Raw genomic sequence first — 19,403 nt, forward strand, 5'->3', positions numbered from 1 at the left:
AAATCATGAGGATTTGTTATTCGATTGTTTTTTGGAAGTTCTCGAAAAACAGATCAGCTTCTCCGTTTTCGAAGCTTTCTTCCGTATTATCGGCAAGTGGCGGCAACTCGTTTATGGATTTTAGTCCGAAGTAATCTAAAAACTCTTTCGTTGTGCCGTATAAATAAGCGCGACCAGACCCTTCAGCTCTACCGACCTCTTTAATTAAAACTTTCGTAACAAGCGTATGAATCGGACGGTCTGTTTTCACTCCGCGTATCTCATCTATTTCCGCTCTCGTAATCGGCTGTTTATAGGCGATTATGGCCAACGTTTCCAAAGCTGCCTGTGTCAACCCTTGTGAACTGGATGTTTCCACAAGTTTCTTTAAATAATCGGAGTGTTCTTTCTTAGTTGCCAGCTGGAACACACCGGCTATTTCAATAATTTGAATCCCCCGTGTATCCGTGAGATAGTCTTCCTTTAAACTTTCAATGATGTCCGTTGCTTGATATTCTGTGATTTCAAGGACTGAGGCAATTTGCTTGATGGAAAGACCTTCATCTCCGGATGCAAACAAAAGGGCCTCGAGTATCCCTTTCCAATTAATAACTTCCAACTGGTTCTACACCTTCCTTAGCTACAATCATGATTTCCGAAAAATTATCTTCTTGTTCAACTTTAATTTCATTTAATTTCATCAGTTCCAATACCGCTAAAAATGTAATCACTATATGCTCCTTGACTGGCTCTGGAAACAAATCAAAAAAGCTCTTCTTACCTTTAAACGTTTGGAGGTCTGCCATGATTTCTTCCATGCGTTTTTCAATGGAAATCTCTTGTTTCGTCACTTTTGTATAAAGGGGCTTTTGAATCTTTTGCCGGCGAAGCAACTTTTGCAAGGCACCCAACATATCGTAAAGGCTAACATTTAACTCCTGCAATTCACTTTCCGTTTCTTTTACATATTCAGACAGATCACTTGGCGGTTTAGTGAATATCAAGTTCCGTTCTTCTTCCAGTTCTTTGAATTCTTCTGCTGCAGATTTATACTTTTTATATTCCAATAGTTTCTCTACAAGTTCGTCACGAGGATCTTCTTCGAATAATTCCCCATCTTCATCCATCAATAGCTCATCTTCATGCTTAGGCAGCAACATTTTACTTTTGATGGCGAGTAAAGTAGCGGCCATGACTAAATATTCGCTCGCAATATCTAATTCAAGATGCTGCATCGTATGGATATAGCCTAAATATTGCTCTGTGATATCAGCCATAGGGATATCATAAATATCTATTTCTAGACGGTTTATCAAATGAAGGAGTAAATCCATCGGTCCTTCGAATGCATCAATTTTAATATTATAACCCATCAAAATACCCCATTTAAATCTAATTGGCCTTTAATTGGCCTATTTCTTCATTAATCAAGTATAGAGGATTACCGGCCCTTTATCCATTACAAATAAAGCTCTGCTTGATTTAAAGTTTTTTCATGCGGATTTTTTAAATTGGGTCGTTGCCCAATCATATTTATAAAATGAACATAGTCTAAGAATGTAAGATAAGCAGAATAAAGGAGGTACTTATATGGGTGGCAATGCAGGAGGTTTTGGTGGCGGATTTGCGTTTATCGTAGTATTATTCATTTTATTAGTTATCGTCGGTGCTTCTTGGTTATAATTGAAAACTGACGACACAAGCTGATTGCATAGCAATCAGCTTTCCTTATTTTTCTGGACATTTTTTTATGGTACTATGGTATTTATACTTAAAAAGCGGTAATCGTCTAAAAAAGCTTTCTTAACCTAAGGGAAAATAAGGCACAAGGAGGGGTTATTATTGCATTTACCTGAAGACTATCTCTCTTTCCTCATCCATTTTCACGGAACTCGAGATTACTTTGAGTGTCACGAAATACTTGAAGAGTATTGGAAAGAAACAGCTCCTAAAGAACGTGATTCACATTGGGTCGGCCTGATTCAAATCGCCGTTGCCCTATACCATGATCGCAGGGGCAATAATGCAGGGGCTACAAGAACTCTTGCAAAGGCCATATCCAACCTTCATTTAAAAAAAGCCGAGCTGCGACAATTGGGTCTTGATCCCGAAGCCCTGCTCGATTTGCTTCAACAGACACATGAACGAATGTTGCTTAAAAAACCCTATAGAAGCATTAACCTTCCCATTAATGACCCGGAACTACTTGCACATTGCCAAACCTTATGCAAACAGAAAGGATACACGTGGTGCATGGACAGTGATTGTACGAATGTAGGGTTGGTCGATAAACATTTAACACGCGATCGTTCTGACGTTATCTTGGAAAGGGCCAAACAACTTTCCTTAAGGAAATCAAAAATAGAGGACCGCTCATGAGAGCATCCTCTATTTTTGATTAGATAAGTTTTTCAACACTTTTCAATAAAACTTTCCGTATGCTCGTTTGCCTTTAATTCTTTGTCAGGGTATTGTTCCTTCACTGACCTAACCATTTCTTTGCCTATCCCTTGCTTACGGAAAGAAGGATTTACAGATATATGTTGAATCTCGATGAAATTGGAACTTGTCTCTATTCCAATCAAGCCGACGATTTCTTCATCTTTCCATAAGAACAACTGCAAATTTTCATCTGTTTCATAATTCTTCATGGTATTCCGAAGCACTTTTATCTCTTTTTCATTTGGCATGAAAGATAATAACCCCATGGCAAACTTTTCATAACTTTTCTTATACTTAATCAACATAATATCCCTCGTTACTAAATAACGTTTTTTATTATTTACCTGTTTATCTAGTTTTTACACTTTGATGATTACTCTCACTTATGACATTTACATCATACATAAAAACTTTATTCGTTTCAACATCACTTTCAGCACTTGAATTATAGATTCCCTAGTGCTACGCGATAAATGTCCAGTAGATAATTCCCCATATCAAAGCCACAACAAGCATCATAAGTAAAAGTGTTTTATTACTCCTTCTCATCCCATACTCCCTTTATTTTTATGAATAACTATTTAAATATCGAATTCATTCTACTATAACTTAGCACATTTTGACAAATCCCCTTGCAATCTCGCTCTGTTTTTACTACATTGATAAAGGATATAATGGTTTCATGGCCTGTATCTTCATTACGAATGATGGAAGATCGTTCAGCTACTTTAATAGGGACTAATTTTTGGTGAAAAAAATTAATAAAAACTGTATCTTTTTTTCGCTTCGATTCGTCCAATCTAATGTAACCCTATCAGTAGGTTATAATCTATTAAGAACAGAGGAAAAGTTAAGGAGGAAAATCATGAAAAGTCCAAAAAAATGGGTCATTGTGACCATTTTATTATGTCTGTTATTGCCTTATAAGGCCTTTGCGGATGCCGCAGTTGGCGATATGATCGTTACACTAGGAGAAAATTTGTCTAAAGAACAAAAAAGCATGCTCCTTTCAGAAATGAAAGCACCTGACGATGTGGAGGTCCTGACAGTCACCAATGCGGAAGAACATGAATATTTGGGAGATTATATAGCTAGCAGATTAATAGGTACAAAAGCTATATCCTCTTCTGCCATTACACTTGAGGAAAAAGGCACAGGCCTAAAATTGGAATCCAAGAACATTAATTGGGTAACTGATGAAATGTATATCAATGCCCTTGCGACTGCTGGGGTTAAAGATGCTACCGTTTATGTCACAGCACCTATTCCAGTTTCCGGTACAGCTGCCTTAACAGGTGTCATTAAAGCCTATGAATTATCTTCTGATAAAGCAATCTCCGAAGATGTAAAACAGGCTGCCAATGAAGAAATGGTCACCACTGCTGAATTGGGAGATGAAATCGGTACGGAAGAGGCTTCTGCACTCGTAACGAAAATCAAAGAGAAAATGGCAGACAACCCTCCTGCCACTACAGAGGATGTTCGTAAGATCGTAGAATCCGCTGCAAATGATCTTGGCCTAGTCTTAAATGAAGGGCAAATTCAAAGCCTGATCGATCTATTCAATAAATTAAAAGAATTGAATATTGATTGGAACGCCGTTGGTGACCAATTGACAGAAGCTAAAGATAAATTGTCCAACTTCCTTGAATCTGAAGAAGGACAATCATTTCTAGATAAATTAAAGGATGTCTTCAATAGTCTAATAGATGCTATCAAATCTTTTTTTAGCTGATTCACAATAAAATGGCGGTACCTAGAAGTACCACCGGTAAATAAATAGCAAAAGGCAGAAACGTTCATCACGTTTCTGCCTTTTACTATTTTAAAAAAGGAGTTACATCCTCTTTTTGATTATTCTTTATTCAAACCAACCGCTTCGTGAAAAGCTAAATCATGACGGATAAGATCATCGAAGGTTTCACGCCTGATGACTAAACGCGCTTCCCCGTTTTCAACGAAAACCACCGCCGGTCTCGGAATCCGGTTATAATTGTTAGACATGGAATACCCATATGCCCCTGTACAGAAAACAGCTAAAATATCTCCTCGTCCAGCTTTTGGCAAGGGTAAATCCCAAATCAGCATATCGCCGCTTTCACAACATTTCCCGGCAATAGCAACCGTCTCCTCCACTGGATCAAGTGGGCGATTGGCTAGTACCGCATCGTACTTCGCTTCGTATAAGGCTGGACGAATATTATCGCTCATGCCCCCATCGACAGCTAGGTATTTGCGGACGTCCGGCACTTCCTTTTCTGAACCCACTTTATATAAGGTGATACCTGCATCTCCGACCAAGGAGCGACCAGGTTCAATCCAAATCTCCGGCATTTCTAAATCAGACTGGGCAATCTGTATTTGCACTTCCCTCACGATTTCTTCTACATATTGAGATGCTGGAAGCGGATCGTCTTCTTCTGTATAACGGATTCCGAAGCCTCCGCCTAAATTTAGCACCTTTGGCTGAAAACCAATTGCTTTATGCCACTCTCTTAGCTTGCCAATGATTTTTTGGGCGGCCAAAAGAAAGCCAGTGGTTTGAAAGATTTGGGAACCTATATGGCAGTGCAACCCGAGCACTTCAAGCCACTTGCTTTTTAACGCCTGTTTAAGGGCGCCTTCCGCCTGACCATTAATTAGATCGAAACCAAATTTCGAATCTTCCTGCCCTGTTAAAATATAATCATGTGTATGCGCTTCAATGCCAGGTGTCACACGTAAAAGAATTCTGACCTTTTCTTCTCGGTTTGAACAGATTTCTTCAAGTAGTGTCAATTCAGAAAAGTTGTCCACCACAATACACCCTATTTGGTAATCTAGTGCCATATGTAACTCTTCGACACTTTTATTATTCCCATGGAAATGGATACGTTCGGTTGGGAAATTAGCCTTGATGGCTGTATATAATTCCCCCGCTGAGACCACGTCGAGTGACAAGCCCTCCTGTTCGGCCAATTGAATCATGGCAATGGATGAAAATGCTTTACTTGCGTACGCCACCTGAGCCGGTATTCCCAATTCTTCAAATGTCCGCTTAAATCCTCTTGCCCGTTCGCGTATTAACTCTACATCATAGACATATAACGGCGTACCATATTTTTCTGTTAACTTAACAGTATCCACTCCGCCAATTTGTAGATGTCCACGGTCATTTACATGACTAGTCCCAAACAAATGCATAATAGTCTCACCTTCCTGATTCAAACTTACGGTTAAATGAAGTGAGGGATCGTAAGAGGTTCCTCGATAAGGATGATATCCCTTTAAATCTCCTCATCCAAATTCCTCGTTTACTATTCTTATTTACCTGTTTCTACACGTTCCCATTAAATATAATTGCGTAGTTCGAAATCAGATTGGTTTAACTCCAAAGAGCCCAAACTCTTTGTGAAGCCACTTTACTGCTTTATTCGAATAAAATTAAATTAACACAACTTTTCGACAACATCAACCTTAAGATTTCCTAGGCTGCCTGTATTTGTCCTGTGGATGGACGATACTCGGCCGTTCTCTGGAACCTGGAAAAGGTCTTCTTAATATAATATGTGACAAGGCTCTTGGTTGAAACGGGATTAACGGCCATAAATAGGGTGTATTCAATGCTTTTATGCTCGTTAATAAAATGATATATAGCGTTATTCCTATGATTAACCCAGGCAGCTTGAACAAGGCAACCAAAACGATCAAAGCTAATCGAGACAGTTTATTGGCAACCCCTAATTCCAAACTTGGGGTGACAAATGTCCCAATGGTCGCAACCGATGCATAAAGAACGACCTCCGGCACAAATAACCCTACATCAATAGCAATCTGTCCGATCAAGACCGCAGCAATTAATCCCATTGCAGTTGAAAGTGGGGTCGGGGTATGGATGGCGGCCATCCGTAAAAATTCGATCCCGATATCCGAAATGAAAATTTGGACAACAATCGGAATATGCGTTTTTTCATTTGGCCCGATAAATTCCAGTTTATCCGGAAGGAAGTCAGGCTCTAAACAAAACAACAACCACAATGGAAGCAAAAATAACGAAGCGGCTATCCCGAGAAATCTGGTCCACCGTACCATTGTTCCAACAGCGGGGGATTGTCTGTACTCTTCTGCATGCTGCATATGATGGAAGAGGGGAGCAGGGGTGATGATGACACTAGGTGAGGTATCCACATAGACTAGTACATGGCCTTCCAGTAAGTGTGTTGCGGCTACATCAGCACGCTCTGTATATCGGACAAGAGGATATGGATTATATCCTTGCTTAACGATAAATTCTTCTACCGTTTTATCCGCCATCGTTAGCCCATCTATTTTTATATCTTCTAATTTCGTACGAACGGTTTCAATTAAACCCGGGTCCGCTATATCTTTAATATACCCTATCGCAATATCCGTTTTAGAGCGTTCGCCGACCTTCATGATTTCGAAACGTAATCTCTCATCCCTGATTCTCCGTCTAGTGATGGCTGTATTTACAATGATATTTTCTACAAATCCATCCCTAGAACCACGGACAACTTTTTCTGTATCGGGTTCTTCAGGCTGTCGTCCAGGGTAACTCCTGACATCGACAACCAACCCTATATCGTATCCATCCATCACAATGACGATTAAACCGGAAAGGACTTGGTCAACCAACTCATCCATCGTACGTATTTCTTCCACAGATTGGTGAACGAGTAAATTTTTCATGAAATCAAATACTTTTGTCGTTTTTATTTCAGTATTTTGAGAATGGACCATCGAGTTAAGAAGTTCAATGATGAATTCCGTATCCGTAAGTCCATTCACATAATAAAGGTGAACTTCTTTTCTTAAAACTTTTATTTTCCTTACGCCTAAATCAAAACTGACACCCAGACCGACCCTCTTTTCCATGAAAGTATCGACTTCCACCACGTTAGTCGGAATGGGCTTCATATTTTGTTTATCCTCTGATGCCATCAAGACCGCTCCTTTCCAATATAATTTGCACAGCAAGTTTTGTGATTGGTGCTCCTTTTTTAAAGTCGTCCTGGTGTGACATTTTTCCAATGTCTCCAATGCCTACAACGATCGGAGCTTTTAACTCATCAATGCAATACACCGTATCCCCGGTTATCTTCCCTATCTCAAATTCCTGGGCTCCGAATTTGTCCACCCCATTTTCCGTCAACTGCCCATCCCTATCGATACAGACATCCACCTTAGTCCACTCTTCCCTTCTACTTTTCGAAGCAACAGCTATGATGCCCAGGACATGGATGTCAGGATGGCTTGCAACCACCTTCATCGCCGTTTCACCGAATCCCTCACCCATGAAGCCACTATCATCGAACATGACCAACACGGGGTCATTCTTCGCTTTCTTTATAAGGTCTACCAGCTCCAAACCTGTATAACGGGACGGATTCCCTTGTGACATTGAAATGCAGCGCCCTCCGATTTCTCTTGCAACTAGCTCAACAGCACGATTTGCATATACATCTCCATCTGTTATCAATATCACTTTTCGTTTGGTCACCATCAGGAGCCTTCCTTTCATCAGGTATGCGTATGGTCGTTCTTATAAATCGACAAAATAAATCCATTGAAATAAGGATCCAACTATTTTACCTAACACTAGTGCCATTAACAGATAAATGATTTTATCTTGTATGCCTACTCGTTTGGACAAGATCGGGAAAACATTCAACACCTCAGTCAGTGCAGCTGCAAGCATTCCATTAAAAATACCGTCCGCAAGTCCGATTGGAATTAATAAGAAAGAAGGAAGAGCAAAGGTCGTCCCCTGTAGGCCAAACCATGTTCCTCCGACCACTCCTGAAATTATGGCCACTTCATAATACCGAACCATTTTTAACGTTTTTGTCAGCTGTGTCAGCCTTGGTATGACACCAAGTACAGTCAGAAAAGCTACAAAACCAGCACCTGTAGCGACACCGCCGGCTAGCCCAACAAAAATCCCGAAAATGATATTACCTGTCATCGAGATGACGCACGCTCTCATTATTCTCATTCATAATGACGTACCGATCTAAATCCTGCTGGTAATTGAACATTTCAACCTCGAGTGGGCTAGGTTCTTCATTAAAGCGTTTTTTAAAGAAGTGATTAAAAAACAAAATCATTCCAATCCCAATACCGAAACTATAGGGTATTTGGATCAACAAAGGCTTTTCATCAACCCTTCCTGTTATTAGCGTAAAGAGTTTTTGATGAACTTCTCCCATACTTACATCCACATGGAAATTCATGATAGTAATACCCCCTCCAATGAACATAAGCAACCAGATAACGGCGAAAGTAACGAAAGACATTTTCTTTTTGGGATAAATGACTTCGATGATTGTCTGGGAGGGACCAAATGTCTCCACTTCGATATGTGGATCGATTGCCTGTATGGCCATGATGAGTTGGGCCAAATCGATGATAATGATATTCTTATCTTCACTATTCACCGTTAATAAAAGGGCCCCTTCAATACTAGAAACCAATTCTTCAGGACCAATAATTTTTGCAATATCTTTTATTCTTACCTTTTGGTTTACATTTACATGCACCCGGTTCCTCATTCTGGTGTAAATGACTGCCATCACTTTTCACATCCCGACCTTTTATTTCCTTATAATAGTAGTATGGATTGGAAACAGAGTGAAAATGCAGAAAGAAAATGATGTCCAAATATTACTAATTCAAAGAAATGAAATAAAAAAAAGACATGCCGGATATCAGCATGTCTTTTTGTAAAATATTTATAAATTAATGAGTTGGGAAGAAGATCATTTGAATCAAGAAAACCACGCCAAAAATATAAATGAGCGGGTGAACGGATTTACCTTTTCCACTGAAGAATTTCATCAAAGGATAGGTAATGAACCCCATTGCAATCCCTGTCGATATGCTTGAAGTAAGCGGCATCGTTAATATGATTGCAAATGCCGGAAAAGCTTCATCAAATGTTTTCCAATCCACTTTCGCAAGACCTTCCATCATCAAGCAACCTACAATTATCAATACAGGTGCCGTGATGGCAGAAACGGAGGAAATGGCCGCTATTAATGGAGAAAAGAAAATGGAAAGAGCGAATAAGATGGCAACGACCGTGGCAGTTAAGCCCGTACGTCCTCCAGCTGCTACTCCAGTACTCGATTCAACATAAGCGGTTGATGGGCTTGTTCCAAACAACGAGCCAACCGTCGTGGCAATAGCGTCTCCCAAGAAGGCCTTTTTAGCACGAGGGATCTTTCCATCCTTCGTTAATCCCGCTTGTTCCGTCACTCCAATTAATGTACCTGTCGTGTCAAATATCGTTACAAGTAAAAAGGCAAATACGACTGTATATAAAGAATTGCTAAATACTCCAGCAATATCAATATCGAAAAAGACCGGTGAAGGTGGTGTTGATAGAATTCCATCAAATTTCAGCATCCCCATAAAGTAACCAATGATTGCTGTAACAATCATGCCAATGAAGATAGCTCCTTTAACATTCCGAGACATCAAGATTAGAGTGAATAATAAACCTATAAGGGCCAAAACGGTGCCTGGTTGGTGTAAATCCCCGAGTGAAACCATGGTTCCTTCATTCGGTACGACAATCCCCGCATTTTTCAAACCCATAAATGCGATGAATAGACCAATACCAGATGTGATTCCAAATTTCAACGAATTTGGGATGGCATCAATAATCATTTTGCGCAAGCTCGTAACACTTACCAGAATAAATAATAGACCTGCTATGAAAACTGTACCAAAAACTGTTTGATAAGAAAGACCGTGTGCACCTACCACACTGGCAAAATAAGCATTCAGCCCCATACCTGGTGCAACGGCAATCGGATACTTCGCTAATAATCCCATAATTAAGGTACCTAGGACTGCAGAAATGACGGTCGCCATAAAGACCTGTTCAAATGGTATTCCTATTGAAGATAATAAAGCAGGATTGACAATAATAATATAAACCATGGTGAAGAATGTCGTAACACCTGCCATAATTTCAGTGCGAACATTCGTCCCATTTGCTTTTAAGGAAAAAAACTTTTCTAAAAACATATTTTTCTGACCTCCATATATTAAGGAAACACCATTCAATCGCTTGCACAAAGGTGACCTTGCATTAATACTTCATCTTTCAAATTTCAACGAGATAAAAACCTTATGAAAATAGTTTTAAATCCGAATGAAACCAGCGACCTTTACTATAATATTCGTTTTTAACTTCAAATTCAACTAAAAAATTCGTTTTTTCTTCTTTTTTCACAAATATATATTTCCTTTTCAACATTCCTACCAAATGTTGTGTGGCACACTTCCCCTTCACTTCCTTACTATTTCCAAAATCCCACTTTTTCTCCCAGCAAATGAAAGACCACATGAATCAACGATTCATGTGGTCTTTCATTTGCTGAAGGATTTTTTTCTCCAACCGTGATACTTGAACTTGTGATATTCCTAGCCTAACGGCGACCTCCGACTGAGTCTGGTCTTTATAATATCTCAAAAAAACAATTAACCTTTCCCGTTCATTCAATTCTTGGATGGCTTCTTTTAAAGCGATTTGGTCGAACCACGATGAATCATTATGGTCGGCAATCTGGTCGAGAAGAGTAATTGGGTCTCCATCATTTTCATAAACCGTTTCATGAATGGAAGAAGGACTACGGCTAGCTTCTTGGGCCATGATAATTTCTTCAGGTGATAATTCAAGATGTTCTGCCAATTCATTGACAGTCGGAACACGACCGTGCGTTTTTGAAAGTTCTTCTCTGGCCCGACGGATTTTATTCGCCATTTCCTTTAAAGAACGGCTTACTTTCACAGTACCATCATCACGGATAAACCGTTGAATTTCACCAATGATCATGGGGACAGCATACGTCGAGAATTTCACTTCAAACGTTAAGTCAAATTTATCAACTGATTTTAATAACCCGATGCAGCCAATCTGATACAAATCATCCGGTTCATAGCCACGATTGAGGAACCTTTGGACAACGGACCATACAAGCCTTAGATTGCTGTTGACAATTAAGTTCCTTGCATCCTGGTCCCCACTCTGACTGAGTTTAATCAACCTACGCAATTCCTCATCTTTTAAATGGGTCTGGCCTTTCTTGCTCTTCTCGTATTTAACCTCCACATCCATATGCAAGTCTCCCTTAATTGCACAAAGCTCTGCTTGTAGTTAAGTGCTTTTTTAATCGAATGATCGTTCCTTCGCCCTTATGCGAAATGATATGGATCTCATCCATGAAGTTCTCCATGATCGTAAATCCCATGCCGGATCGTTCAAGTTCGGGTTTCGTCGTGAATAGTGGCTGCTTAGCCTCTTCAACATCCTCAATGCCCAATCCTTCATCACGAATTGTCACTTCGACCGTATCTCCTTCGATGACTACAGAAATGTAGACCCACCCTTCCGGATCGTTTTCATATCCATGAATGATTGAATTCGTGACCGCTTCAGAAACGACCGTCTTAATCTCTGTCAATTCATCCATCGTGGGATCTAATTGAGCAATGAATGCCGCAACCGTCACCCTTGCGAATGATTCATTTTGGCTAAGTGCTGAAAATTTCGTTTCCATTTTATTTTTCATGTTAGGCAACCCCCAGTCTTTGCAAAGCGTTTTGTTCGGATAGTTCTAGTTTAACAATTTTAAACAAACCTGACATCTCAAATAACCGCTTTACTGCTGGAGAAATTGCACAGACAACCATCTCACCATTTTTCTGATGTACCTGTTTATACCGACCGATAATTACGCCCAATCCAGAACTGTCCATGAAATGCAGTTCATCCAAGTTAAGGATGATATGTTGGATATCATGCTTTTGAATGGCCGCCTCTGCCTGTTTTCTTAACTTTTCTGCTGTATGATGATCTAAATCACCTTTGAGACGAATGCATAATATTCTACTCTTCGCCTCCATATCAATCGTAAGACTCACTATATACAGCCTCCTTCACTGTCTTATAATGAGTCAAATTCTCTGTTTAATCTTCAGATTCCTTCTTCCTGGCAAAACTAGTGGCCATTCGCCTAAACTAGTATATTTACACGCCTTTCCGACAAGTTAATCATTTCGTTTGTGTAAACATGCCGAATGCCCGTTTATACAGTTGCCACCAACTGGCTTTTTCAACAGTTTCCTTTGAAACAATCGGTGATTCGACATATACTTTTCCGTCTTTAATCAATTGGAGCGTTCCTATTTGATCTCCTTTTTGAATGGGAGCCTTTAGGTTTTTATCGAGAATAACCTTTTTCGTAAAGTCTTTTGCCGCACCGCTCTTGGCCGTCAAAACAGATATTGGTTCACTTGTTACCCCTACTGCCATCTTTTTGCTGCCCTTGCTTACTTTCGATTCGCCCAAGACCTCTCCTCGTTTGTAAATCGGATAGGTAATAAATTGTGAAAAGGCATAATCAAGCATTTTCGTTACCTGGGCATTTCTTTCCTTCGGAGAAGCCGCACCGAACACCACAGCAATAACACGCATATTCCCTTTTTTCGCCGTAGCTGTCAGACAATACTTGGCTTCATTCGTAAACCCTGTTTTTAATCCATCGACTCCCGGGTAAAATTTCACTAGTCGATTCGTGTTCACAAGCCAGAATTTTTTATCTGTATTTTCACGGAGGTAGTCCTCGTATGTACCCGTGAATCTTGTAATCATGTCGTATTTCAATAATTCCTTTGCCATGATGGACATATCATGTGCCGAGCTGTAATGGTCCTTAACTGGTAAGCCTGTTGCATTTTGAAATTTCGTGTTCTTTAATCCCAGGTCTTCTGCTTTCTTATTCATCCGTTTGACGAATTCTTCTTCGGATCCAGCAAGATGCTCTGCCATAGCGACCGATGCATCATTTGCAGAACCGATCGAGATCCCTTTAAGCATTTGTTCAGTTGTCATTTCTTCTCCTAATTCAAGAAAGATTTGAGAACCTCCCATCGATGCAGCGTACTCACTCGTCCTGATTTTATCCTTCATGTTGAGTTCACCTTTATCGATGGCTTCCATGATTAAGAGCATCGTCATGATCTTCGTCATACTAGCAGGCGAAAGACGTTCATCTGCATTTTTATCATACAAAACTGTACCTGTATCCCGTTCAATTAAAATAGCTGATTTTGCATTTTCCGCTAAGTTGACACCTTTTTTTTCTGATGCTTGAGTATGCGGGATGCTAAAGCCAGTTGCTAGTAACACGATTAAAAATAGAGAAAGAATCCGCTTCATCTCCATAGCCTCCAATCTTTATATATTCCATTTTTTCCATATAAGCCATTTTTATACAAATAAGTTGGTGGAATTATTATTTAAAAAGGGAGAGGACAGTTTTAATGAGGAATATACAAAAACAGAGGACCTTGTTGCCTGAATAAAATTATGCTGAATAAAAAAGGTCACTCTTTTAAAAAGAGTGACCTGCTTGGCGAATCATTATTCCATGATTTCTTTATAGATCAACGTTGGTTTTTCAACTTTTTCCTTGGAAATTGTAATGTTTTCGTATAATTTCTCTTTTACTTTTGAAACATCTTCAAAGTTACTGTAAATGGTTACAAGTGATTCACCTTTAGCCACGGTTTCACCGATTTTCTTACGAAGCATAAGACCTACAGCCAAATCAATTTCCGATTCTTTAGTAGCACGTCCAGCACCTAATAACATGGCAGCCGTACCGATTTCATCAGCAACGATTTCCGATACATATCCGTCTTCTTTAGCTTCAAGCTCAAAAGTGTATGCAGCCTGTGGAAGTTTTTCTGGCTGTTCTACAACTGAGCCATCTCCTCCCTGTGCCTCCAAGAAGATTTTGAATGATCGAAGCGCTGAACCATCCTTGATTGCATTTTCAAGCAGGGTTCTGGCTTCTTCAAGGGAGCCCGCTTTTTTAGCAAGGTACACCATATGACTTCCTAGCGTTAAAGATAGTTCCGTTAAATCTTCCGGACCTTCCCCTTTAAGCGTATCAATCGCTTCTTTAACTTCAAGAGCGTTCCCGATTGCGTAACCAAGAGGTTGGCTCATGTCTGAAATGACTGCCATCGTATTACGGCCGACATTATTTCCTATGCTCACCATTGCATGTGCCAGTTTCTCGGAATCTTCAAGTGTCTTCATGAATGCACCTGCACCCGTTTTTACATCAAGAACAATCGCATCCGCACCAGCAGCTATTTTCTTACTCATGATGGAACCAGCAATCAACCCGATGCTATTGACGGTAGCCGTTACATCACGTAATGCATAAAGCTTTTTATCTGCTGGAGTTAAGTTACCACTTTGACCAATAACGGCTATCTTGTTTTTATTGACAAGTTCAATGAACTCATCATTTTCAATTTCCACATGAAACCCTTTAACGGATTCCAATTTATCGATGGTTCCACCTGTATGGCCAAGGCCGCGCCCTGACATTTTTGCCACTGGAACGCCTACAGCTGCCACTAATGGTCCAAGAACAAGTGTGGTCGTATCACCAACGCCACCTGTAGAGTGCTTATCGACCTTAATTCCCTCTATCATCGATAAATCTATTTGATCACCGGATTCTACCATGGCCATCGTTAAATCAGCACGCTCCTGCTCGTTCAGCTCCTGAAAATAGATTGCCATTGCCCATGCGCTCATTTGATAATCAGGAATCGTTCCATTTGTAAAGCCTTCCACAATAAACTGAATCTCTTCAGTGGAAAGTGTCTTTCCATCACGTTTTTTTGCGATTAAGTCAACCATTCTCATAAGTCATTCCCCATTCTTTAAATACAGCCTTAGTTTCGACTGTACTTGTATTATTTTAAATCCGATTTATAAATCTTTAACAATCGACTTAACAAACTCCAGAAAACTGCTTTTTACTTTTTCTGTCGTTTCAATAACTTCCACGTGTGACAGGGGCTGGTCCAAAATACCAGAAGCCATGTTTGTAAGGCAAGATATCCCGAGTACTTTCATCCCACAATGTCTAGCAACGATAACTTCCGGAACAGTGGACATGCCCACTGCATCCCCACCAAGAACTCTTGCCATCCTTACTTCTGCCGGAGTTTCATAGGTAGGACCAGAATTCCCAATATAGACGCCTTCCTTTACATCCAAGCCCAGCGTAGAAGCGATCGTCTTAGCTTTTGCCCGCAATTCTTTATTATAAGCTTCTGACATATCAGGGAAACGAGGACCAAAGCGGTCTTCATTCGCACCAATCAATGGGTTAGTTCCCATTAAATTGATATGGTCCGTAATGATCATCAGATCTCCCGGTGCATAGCTTTCATTCACACTTCCAGCAGCATTGGTTACGATTAATGTTTCAACACCAAGCAGTTTCATCACACGTACCGGGAAAGTGACTTTCTCCATTGAGTATCCTTCATAAAAATGGAAACGACCTTGCATGGCTACAACCTGTTTGCCACTCAGGTTTCCGATGACAAGCTGACCTGCATGTCCTTCTACAGTCGAGACGGGAAATTCCGGGATTTCATGATAAGGGATAATTATCGGGTTTTCAATTTCATCTGCCAATACCCCAAGACCAGATCCAAGAATCAAGCCTATATCTGGAGTCCCATCCACTTTGTTCTTTATAAATTCAGCAGCTGTTTCAATGCTATTAAACATATTTACCCTCCCTTATTTCACGTCGCCTAAAATATTTTTCCCATATGTAGGCATCTTTATATCAAAGTTAGCGGCAACTGTTGCACCAATATCAGCAAAAGTATCTCTTACTGGTAACTCCGTGCCTTTTGTGAAACGTTTTGAGTAAACTAATAATGGAACATACTCACGAGTGTGGTCTGTACCTTCATGAATCGGATCATTCCCGTGGTCGGCCGTGATGATCAACAAGTCATCTTCTGTCAGCTTCTCTATCACTTCAGGCATTCTAGCATCGAACTCTTCCAAAGCCTTTCCGTAGCCTTCCGGATCACGACGGTGACCATATAAGGCATCAAAGTCCACTAGATTCAAGAAGCTTAATCCCTTAAAGTCTTGATCGATGGTTTGGATTAATTTATCCATTCCGTCCATATTGGAGACTGTACGTAATGATTCGGTGACTCCTTCACCATCAAAGATATCCGAGATTTTTCCAATTGCCAAAACATCCAACCCAGCATCTTTCATTTCATCCATTACCGTTCTGTTAAATGGCTTCAATGCATAATCATGACGGTTAGGTGTTCTTTTGAAACTTCCTGGCTCTCCAATGAAAGGTCTTGCAATAACGCGTCCAACCTTATATTCATCAGCCATCGTCAACTCTCGTGCAATTTCACAAATTTTATATAACTCGTCTAATGGGACTACGTCCTCATGAGCGGCAATCTGTAAAACAGAATCAGCGGATGTATACACAATTAAAGCTCCCGTTTTCATGTGATCTTCGCCAAGTCTTTCAATGATTTCCGTTCCGCTTGCAGGTATATTCCCTATGATTGAACGTCCCGTCTTCGCTTGAAGTTCATTGATTAATAACTCAGGGAAACCGTTCGGAAATACTTGAAATGGTGTAGTGATATTAAGACCCATTATTTCCCAATGGCCGGTCATCGTATCTTTTCCTGTTGACGCTTCTTTCATTTTTGTATAGTAAGCAATCGGTTGCTCTGTTTTTGCGATACCTTTAATATCCCGGATGTTGCCTAAACCCATTTTAGAAAGAGTCGGCATGTTCAATCCATTCATTCTCTCAGCTATATGGCCAAGTGTATCGGCTCCTTTATCACCGAATAAATCTGCATCCGGTGCTTCGCCAATCCCAACTGAGTCCATTACAACTACAAAAATGCGTTTAAATGCTGAATTTTTTTCCATGCTAATTCCCTCCAGTAAATAGTATTATACCCTTTTATATTCCCCGTATATTGTCCATTTAACCTACAATAACCGAAACGTCAGAAGTCTGACCTCTTTATTGTAAACGATACCAATCGTTTTAGACAATTGTTATGTACCTTAATCTTTATATAGGAAAACAGACTCATAATTTCAAAAAAGATTTTTATAGTTCCAGCTTATCATGGTCCAATAAATTGGGCCACCTATTCCTGATGGCTGTTTCACCATTACTTGTGCAGGAGGCCTTTCCTCCTACACTTTCAATCTACTAATTTCCTAAGCTCTTGGATGAAATTTAGAATAAACATCTTTTATCCGAACATTCGTAATATGTGTGTAGATTTGAGTCGTCGAAATATCCGCATGCCCCAACATCTCCTGAACGGCCCGTAAATCTGCTCCATTCATCAAAAGATGGGTGGCAAAAGAATGCCTTAGTGTATGCGGTGTAATTTCCTTCTCGATTCTCGCCTCTTTCACGAGTTTTTTCAAGATCTTCCAAAATCCCTGTCTCGTCAACCTGTTTCCATGGTGATTCAAAAAAAGTGAATCCGTCCGATGCTTTGGACTGGCAAATTTACCACGGGCACTATCTAAGTAATTCCCGATGGCCCCCAGTGCTGTTTGTCCGATAGGGATGATTCTTTCTTTATCCCCTTTTCCGATACAACGGACAAACCCCATCGTCGCATGTACATCGCTCACATCCATTGAGATCAATTCACTGACACGCATTCCTGTCGCATACATCAGTTCAAGCATCGCTTTGTCACGTAATCCATATTCGTTCATTACCTTTGGGGCTTCCAATAAGGCTTCCACCTCTTCCATGCTTAACACCTTTGGAAGGCTTCTTTCAGGTTTGGGTGTTTCTATATGTAGAGCTGGATCCTGGTCAGTCACCTTTTCACGAAGGAGAAATTGATGGAAGGATCGGATTGAAGCAATATGGCGGGCAATGGTTTTCGACGATTTCCCTTGGTCTTTCAAATGAGCAAGAAAGTGTAAGATGTTTGCCCGACGTGAGTCATTCCAATCGGTAATCATTTCTACATTCATTAAATAGGCCCAATATGATTTCAAGTCACGTTCATACGAGACGAGTGTGTTTTTGGCAAGACCCTTTTCAATGGTCAAAAAATGAATGAAATCCTTAATTTGATTCTCCATATTCATTACTCCCCGTTTAAATAAAACAACATTAAGCGTTCAAACCATGCATCATCACCTGTATCAACAGCTTTTGATACTTTGACAGCTGTGCCTTTTGGTTCATCGTACCGATGATAACTATGATATTCCTGATTTAACCATACCATTCCTATGTAAAAAAGAACAGTGAAGCTAACGAAGAGTATCATCACTTTAGCTGTATGTAAAACTAGCTTCAATGACGTTTTCATGCTTTCCCCTCCCTATCCGAGCACTTTGTATCAATCTATGCCCATCGGGACAAGTTTTATACATCTTTCGGTAAAGAAGAGGAAAAAAAGTTCTATCTATTTCTAACCCAGGTTAAACAGGCAAACTATTTTCTTTTAAAACCAGAAAACCTTCTCCAGGTAGGGGAGAAGGTCCGACTTTATTCATCTTTATCTTCGACTTTGTCATGACATCGATGACAAATGCCATGAAAGGTTAATCTATGGTCTTTTATCTTGAAGTTCCAGTCACGCTCGACAATGGCTTCCACGTCTTCAAGTAAGTCTTGTTGGATCTCATCTACCGCTCCACATTCCACACAAACCAGATGATGATGGAAATGCGCTGCGCCTTCTTGTCTTAAATCATAACGGGAAACTCCGTCTCCAAAGTTAATTTTATCTACTATTTTCAATTCAGTCAGCAACTCTAGCGTACGGTATACCGTTGCTAATCCAATTTCCGGCGACTTTTCTTTGACAAGGAGGTAAACGTCTTCTGCGCTTAAATGATCCTCTTCGTGCTCAAGTAAAACGCGGACGGTCGCTTCTCGCTGAGGCGTTAATTTGTAGCTGGACGAGTGCAACTGCTTTTTTATTCTATCAATTCTATTTTCTATTTCCATACCAATATTCCCTCCCGCGCCGCTATCTTATACATTATATCAAATGAGGGAAAACTGTCAAAATAGATTTCCTTATTAATAGCAAAAAAATCA

Annotated in this window: 22 protein-coding genes; 3 read left to right on the plus strand and 19 right to left on the minus strand. The window is 40.1% G+C overall.

Annotated features, from left to right (window positions below; genetic code table 11):
- Positions 1-16: 16 nt before the first annotated feature.
- Together scpB and ACIQXH_RS01325 are read right to left on the minus strand one after the other, a co-directional pair.
- Complete coding sequence (gene scpB, locus ACIQXH_RS01320) at positions 17-598, minus strand: SMC-Scp complex subunit ScpB (protein WP_402869259.1); 582 nt, start codon at positions 596-598, stop codon at positions 17-19.
- Positions 585-1,352, minus strand: a complete 768-nt coding sequence (locus ACIQXH_RS01325; RefSeq protein ID WP_402869261.1) for a segregation/condensation protein A — start codon at positions 1,350-1,352, stop codon at positions 585-587. The genes scpB and ACIQXH_RS01325 overlap by 14 nt, the downstream gene beginning before the upstream one ends.
- A 217-nt stretch (positions 1,353-1,569) precedes the next feature.
- On the opposite strand from ACIQXH_RS01325, the gene ACIQXH_RS01330 reads away from it, so the two are divergent.
- Both ACIQXH_RS01330 and ACIQXH_RS01335 read left to right on the plus strand, forming a co-directional pair.
- Positions 1,570-1,662, plus strand: a complete 93-nt coding sequence (locus ACIQXH_RS01330; RefSeq protein WP_402869262.1) for a YjcZ family sporulation protein — start codon at positions 1,570-1,572, stop codon at positions 1,660-1,662.
- Between the two features lie 159 nt (positions 1,663-1,821).
- Complete coding sequence (locus tag ACIQXH_RS01335; protein ID WP_402869264.1) at positions 1,822-2,358, plus strand: DUF309 domain-containing protein; 537 nt, start codon at positions 1,822-1,824, stop codon at positions 2,356-2,358.
- Between the two features lie 32 nt (positions 2,359-2,390).
- On the opposite strand, the gene ACIQXH_RS01340 is transcribed toward ACIQXH_RS01335, so the two are convergent.
- Complete coding sequence (locus tag ACIQXH_RS01340) at positions 2,391-2,726, minus strand: GNAT family N-acetyltransferase (protein WP_402869266.1); 336 nt, start codon at positions 2,724-2,726, stop codon at positions 2,391-2,393.
- Positions 2,727-3,286: 560 nt separating this feature from the next.
- Here ACIQXH_RS01340 and ACIQXH_RS01345 point away from each other — a divergent pair.
- Positions 3,287-4,156 carry a DUF1002 domain-containing protein gene (locus ACIQXH_RS01345; protein WP_402869268.1) on the plus strand — a complete coding sequence of 290 codons (870 nt, stop codon included), beginning with the start codon at positions 3,287-3,289 and terminating at the stop codon, positions 4,154-4,156.
- 119 nt (positions 4,157-4,275) lie between these two features.
- On the opposite strand, the gene lysA is transcribed toward ACIQXH_RS01345, so the two are convergent.
- The 16 genes from lysA to fur form a co-directional block, all read right to left on the minus strand.
- A complete protein-coding gene (lysA, locus tag ACIQXH_RS01350) occupies positions 4,276-5,604 on the minus strand; it encodes a diaminopimelate decarboxylase (protein ID WP_402869269.1) in 1,329 nt (442 codons plus the stop codon).
- Positions 5,605-5,877: 273 nt separating this feature from the next.
- Positions 5,878-7,362, minus strand: a complete 1,485-nt coding sequence (locus ACIQXH_RS01355) for a spore germination protein (RefSeq protein ID WP_402869271.1) — start codon at positions 7,360-7,362, stop codon at positions 5,878-5,880.
- Positions 7,346-7,924, minus strand: coding sequence for a stage V sporulation protein SpoVABEA (spoVAEA, locus tag ACIQXH_RS01360; RefSeq protein ID WP_402869273.1), 579 nt, complete (start codon positions 7,922-7,924; stop codon positions 7,346-7,348). The genes ACIQXH_RS01355 and spoVAEA overlap by 17 nt, the downstream gene beginning before the upstream one ends.
- 39 nt (positions 7,925-7,963) lie before the next feature.
- Positions 7,964-8,386, minus strand: a complete 423-nt coding sequence (locus ACIQXH_RS01365) for a stage V sporulation protein AB (RefSeq protein WP_402869275.1) — start codon at positions 8,384-8,386, stop codon at positions 7,964-7,966.
- A complete protein-coding gene (locus ACIQXH_RS01370) occupies positions 8,376-8,993 on the minus strand; it encodes a stage V sporulation protein AA (RefSeq protein WP_402869277.1) in 618 nt (205 codons plus the stop codon). The genes ACIQXH_RS01365 and ACIQXH_RS01370 overlap by 11 nt, the downstream gene beginning before the upstream one ends.
- A gap of 166 nt (positions 8,994-9,159) precedes the next feature.
- Positions 9,160-10,455, minus strand: coding sequence for an NCS2 family permease (locus ACIQXH_RS01375; protein WP_402869279.1), 1,296 nt, complete (start codon positions 10,453-10,455; stop codon positions 9,160-9,162).
- Between the two features lie 325 nt (positions 10,456-10,780).
- Positions 10,781-11,548, minus strand: coding sequence for an RNA polymerase sporulation sigma factor SigF (gene sigF, locus ACIQXH_RS01380; RefSeq protein ID WP_402869281.1), 768 nt, complete (start codon positions 11,546-11,548; stop codon positions 10,781-10,783).
- Between the two features lie 13 nt (positions 11,549-11,561).
- On the minus strand, positions 11,562-12,002 hold the full coding sequence (gene spoIIAB / locus ACIQXH_RS01385; protein WP_402869282.1) for an anti-sigma F factor: 441 nt from the start codon (positions 12,000-12,002) through the stop codon (positions 11,562-11,564).
- Position 12,003: 1 nt separating this feature from the next.
- Entirely contained in the window at positions 12,004-12,354 is a 351-nt protein-coding gene (gene spoIIAA, locus ACIQXH_RS01390; protein WP_402869284.1) for an anti-sigma F factor antagonist, read from the minus strand.
- Between the two features lie 130 nt (positions 12,355-12,484).
- Positions 12,485-13,651, minus strand: coding sequence for a D-alanyl-D-alanine carboxypeptidase family protein (locus ACIQXH_RS01395; protein ID WP_402869286.1), 1,167 nt, complete (start codon positions 13,649-13,651; stop codon positions 12,485-12,487).
- A gap of 204 nt (positions 13,652-13,855) precedes the next feature.
- On the minus strand, positions 13,856-15,160 hold the full coding sequence (locus ACIQXH_RS01400; RefSeq protein WP_402869288.1) for a pyrimidine-nucleoside phosphorylase: 1,305 nt from the start codon (positions 15,158-15,160) through the stop codon (positions 13,856-13,858).
- A 66-nt stretch (positions 15,161-15,226) separates the two neighbouring features.
- On the minus strand, positions 15,227-16,039 hold the full coding sequence (locus ACIQXH_RS01405) for a purine-nucleoside phosphorylase (RefSeq protein ID WP_402956632.1): 813 nt from the start codon (positions 16,037-16,039) through the stop codon (positions 15,227-15,229).
- 12 nt (positions 16,040-16,051) lie between these two features.
- On the minus strand, positions 16,052-17,239 hold the full coding sequence (gene deoB / locus ACIQXH_RS01410) for a phosphopentomutase (protein ID WP_402956630.1): 1,188 nt from the start codon (positions 17,237-17,239) through the stop codon (positions 16,052-16,054).
- 300 nt (positions 17,240-17,539) lie between these two features.
- The gene (gene xerD / locus ACIQXH_RS01415; RefSeq protein WP_402869293.1) at positions 17,540-18,433 is read right to left on the minus strand and encodes a site-specific tyrosine recombinase XerD; all 894 of its coding nucleotides are present in this window, start codon (positions 18,431-18,433) and stop codon (positions 17,540-17,542) included.
- A gap of 5 nt (positions 18,434-18,438) precedes the next feature.
- The gene (locus ACIQXH_RS01420; RefSeq protein WP_402869295.1) at positions 18,439-18,666 is read right to left on the minus strand and encodes a YqzK family protein; all 228 of its coding nucleotides are present in this window, start codon (positions 18,664-18,666) and stop codon (positions 18,439-18,441) included.
- A gap of 179 nt (positions 18,667-18,845) precedes the next feature.
- Positions 18,846-19,304 (minus strand): ferric iron uptake transcriptional regulator, encoded by a 459-nt coding sequence (fur, locus tag ACIQXH_RS01425; RefSeq protein ID WP_402869878.1) that lies wholly within the window; start codon positions 19,302-19,304, stop codon positions 18,846-18,848.
- Positions 19,305-19,403: the final 99 nt, after the last annotated feature.

The sequence above is a fragment of the Peribacillus sp. NPDC097225 genome (genome assembly GCF_044761955.1).
GTDB lineage: Bacteria > Bacillota > Bacilli > Bacillales > DSM-1321 > Peribacillus.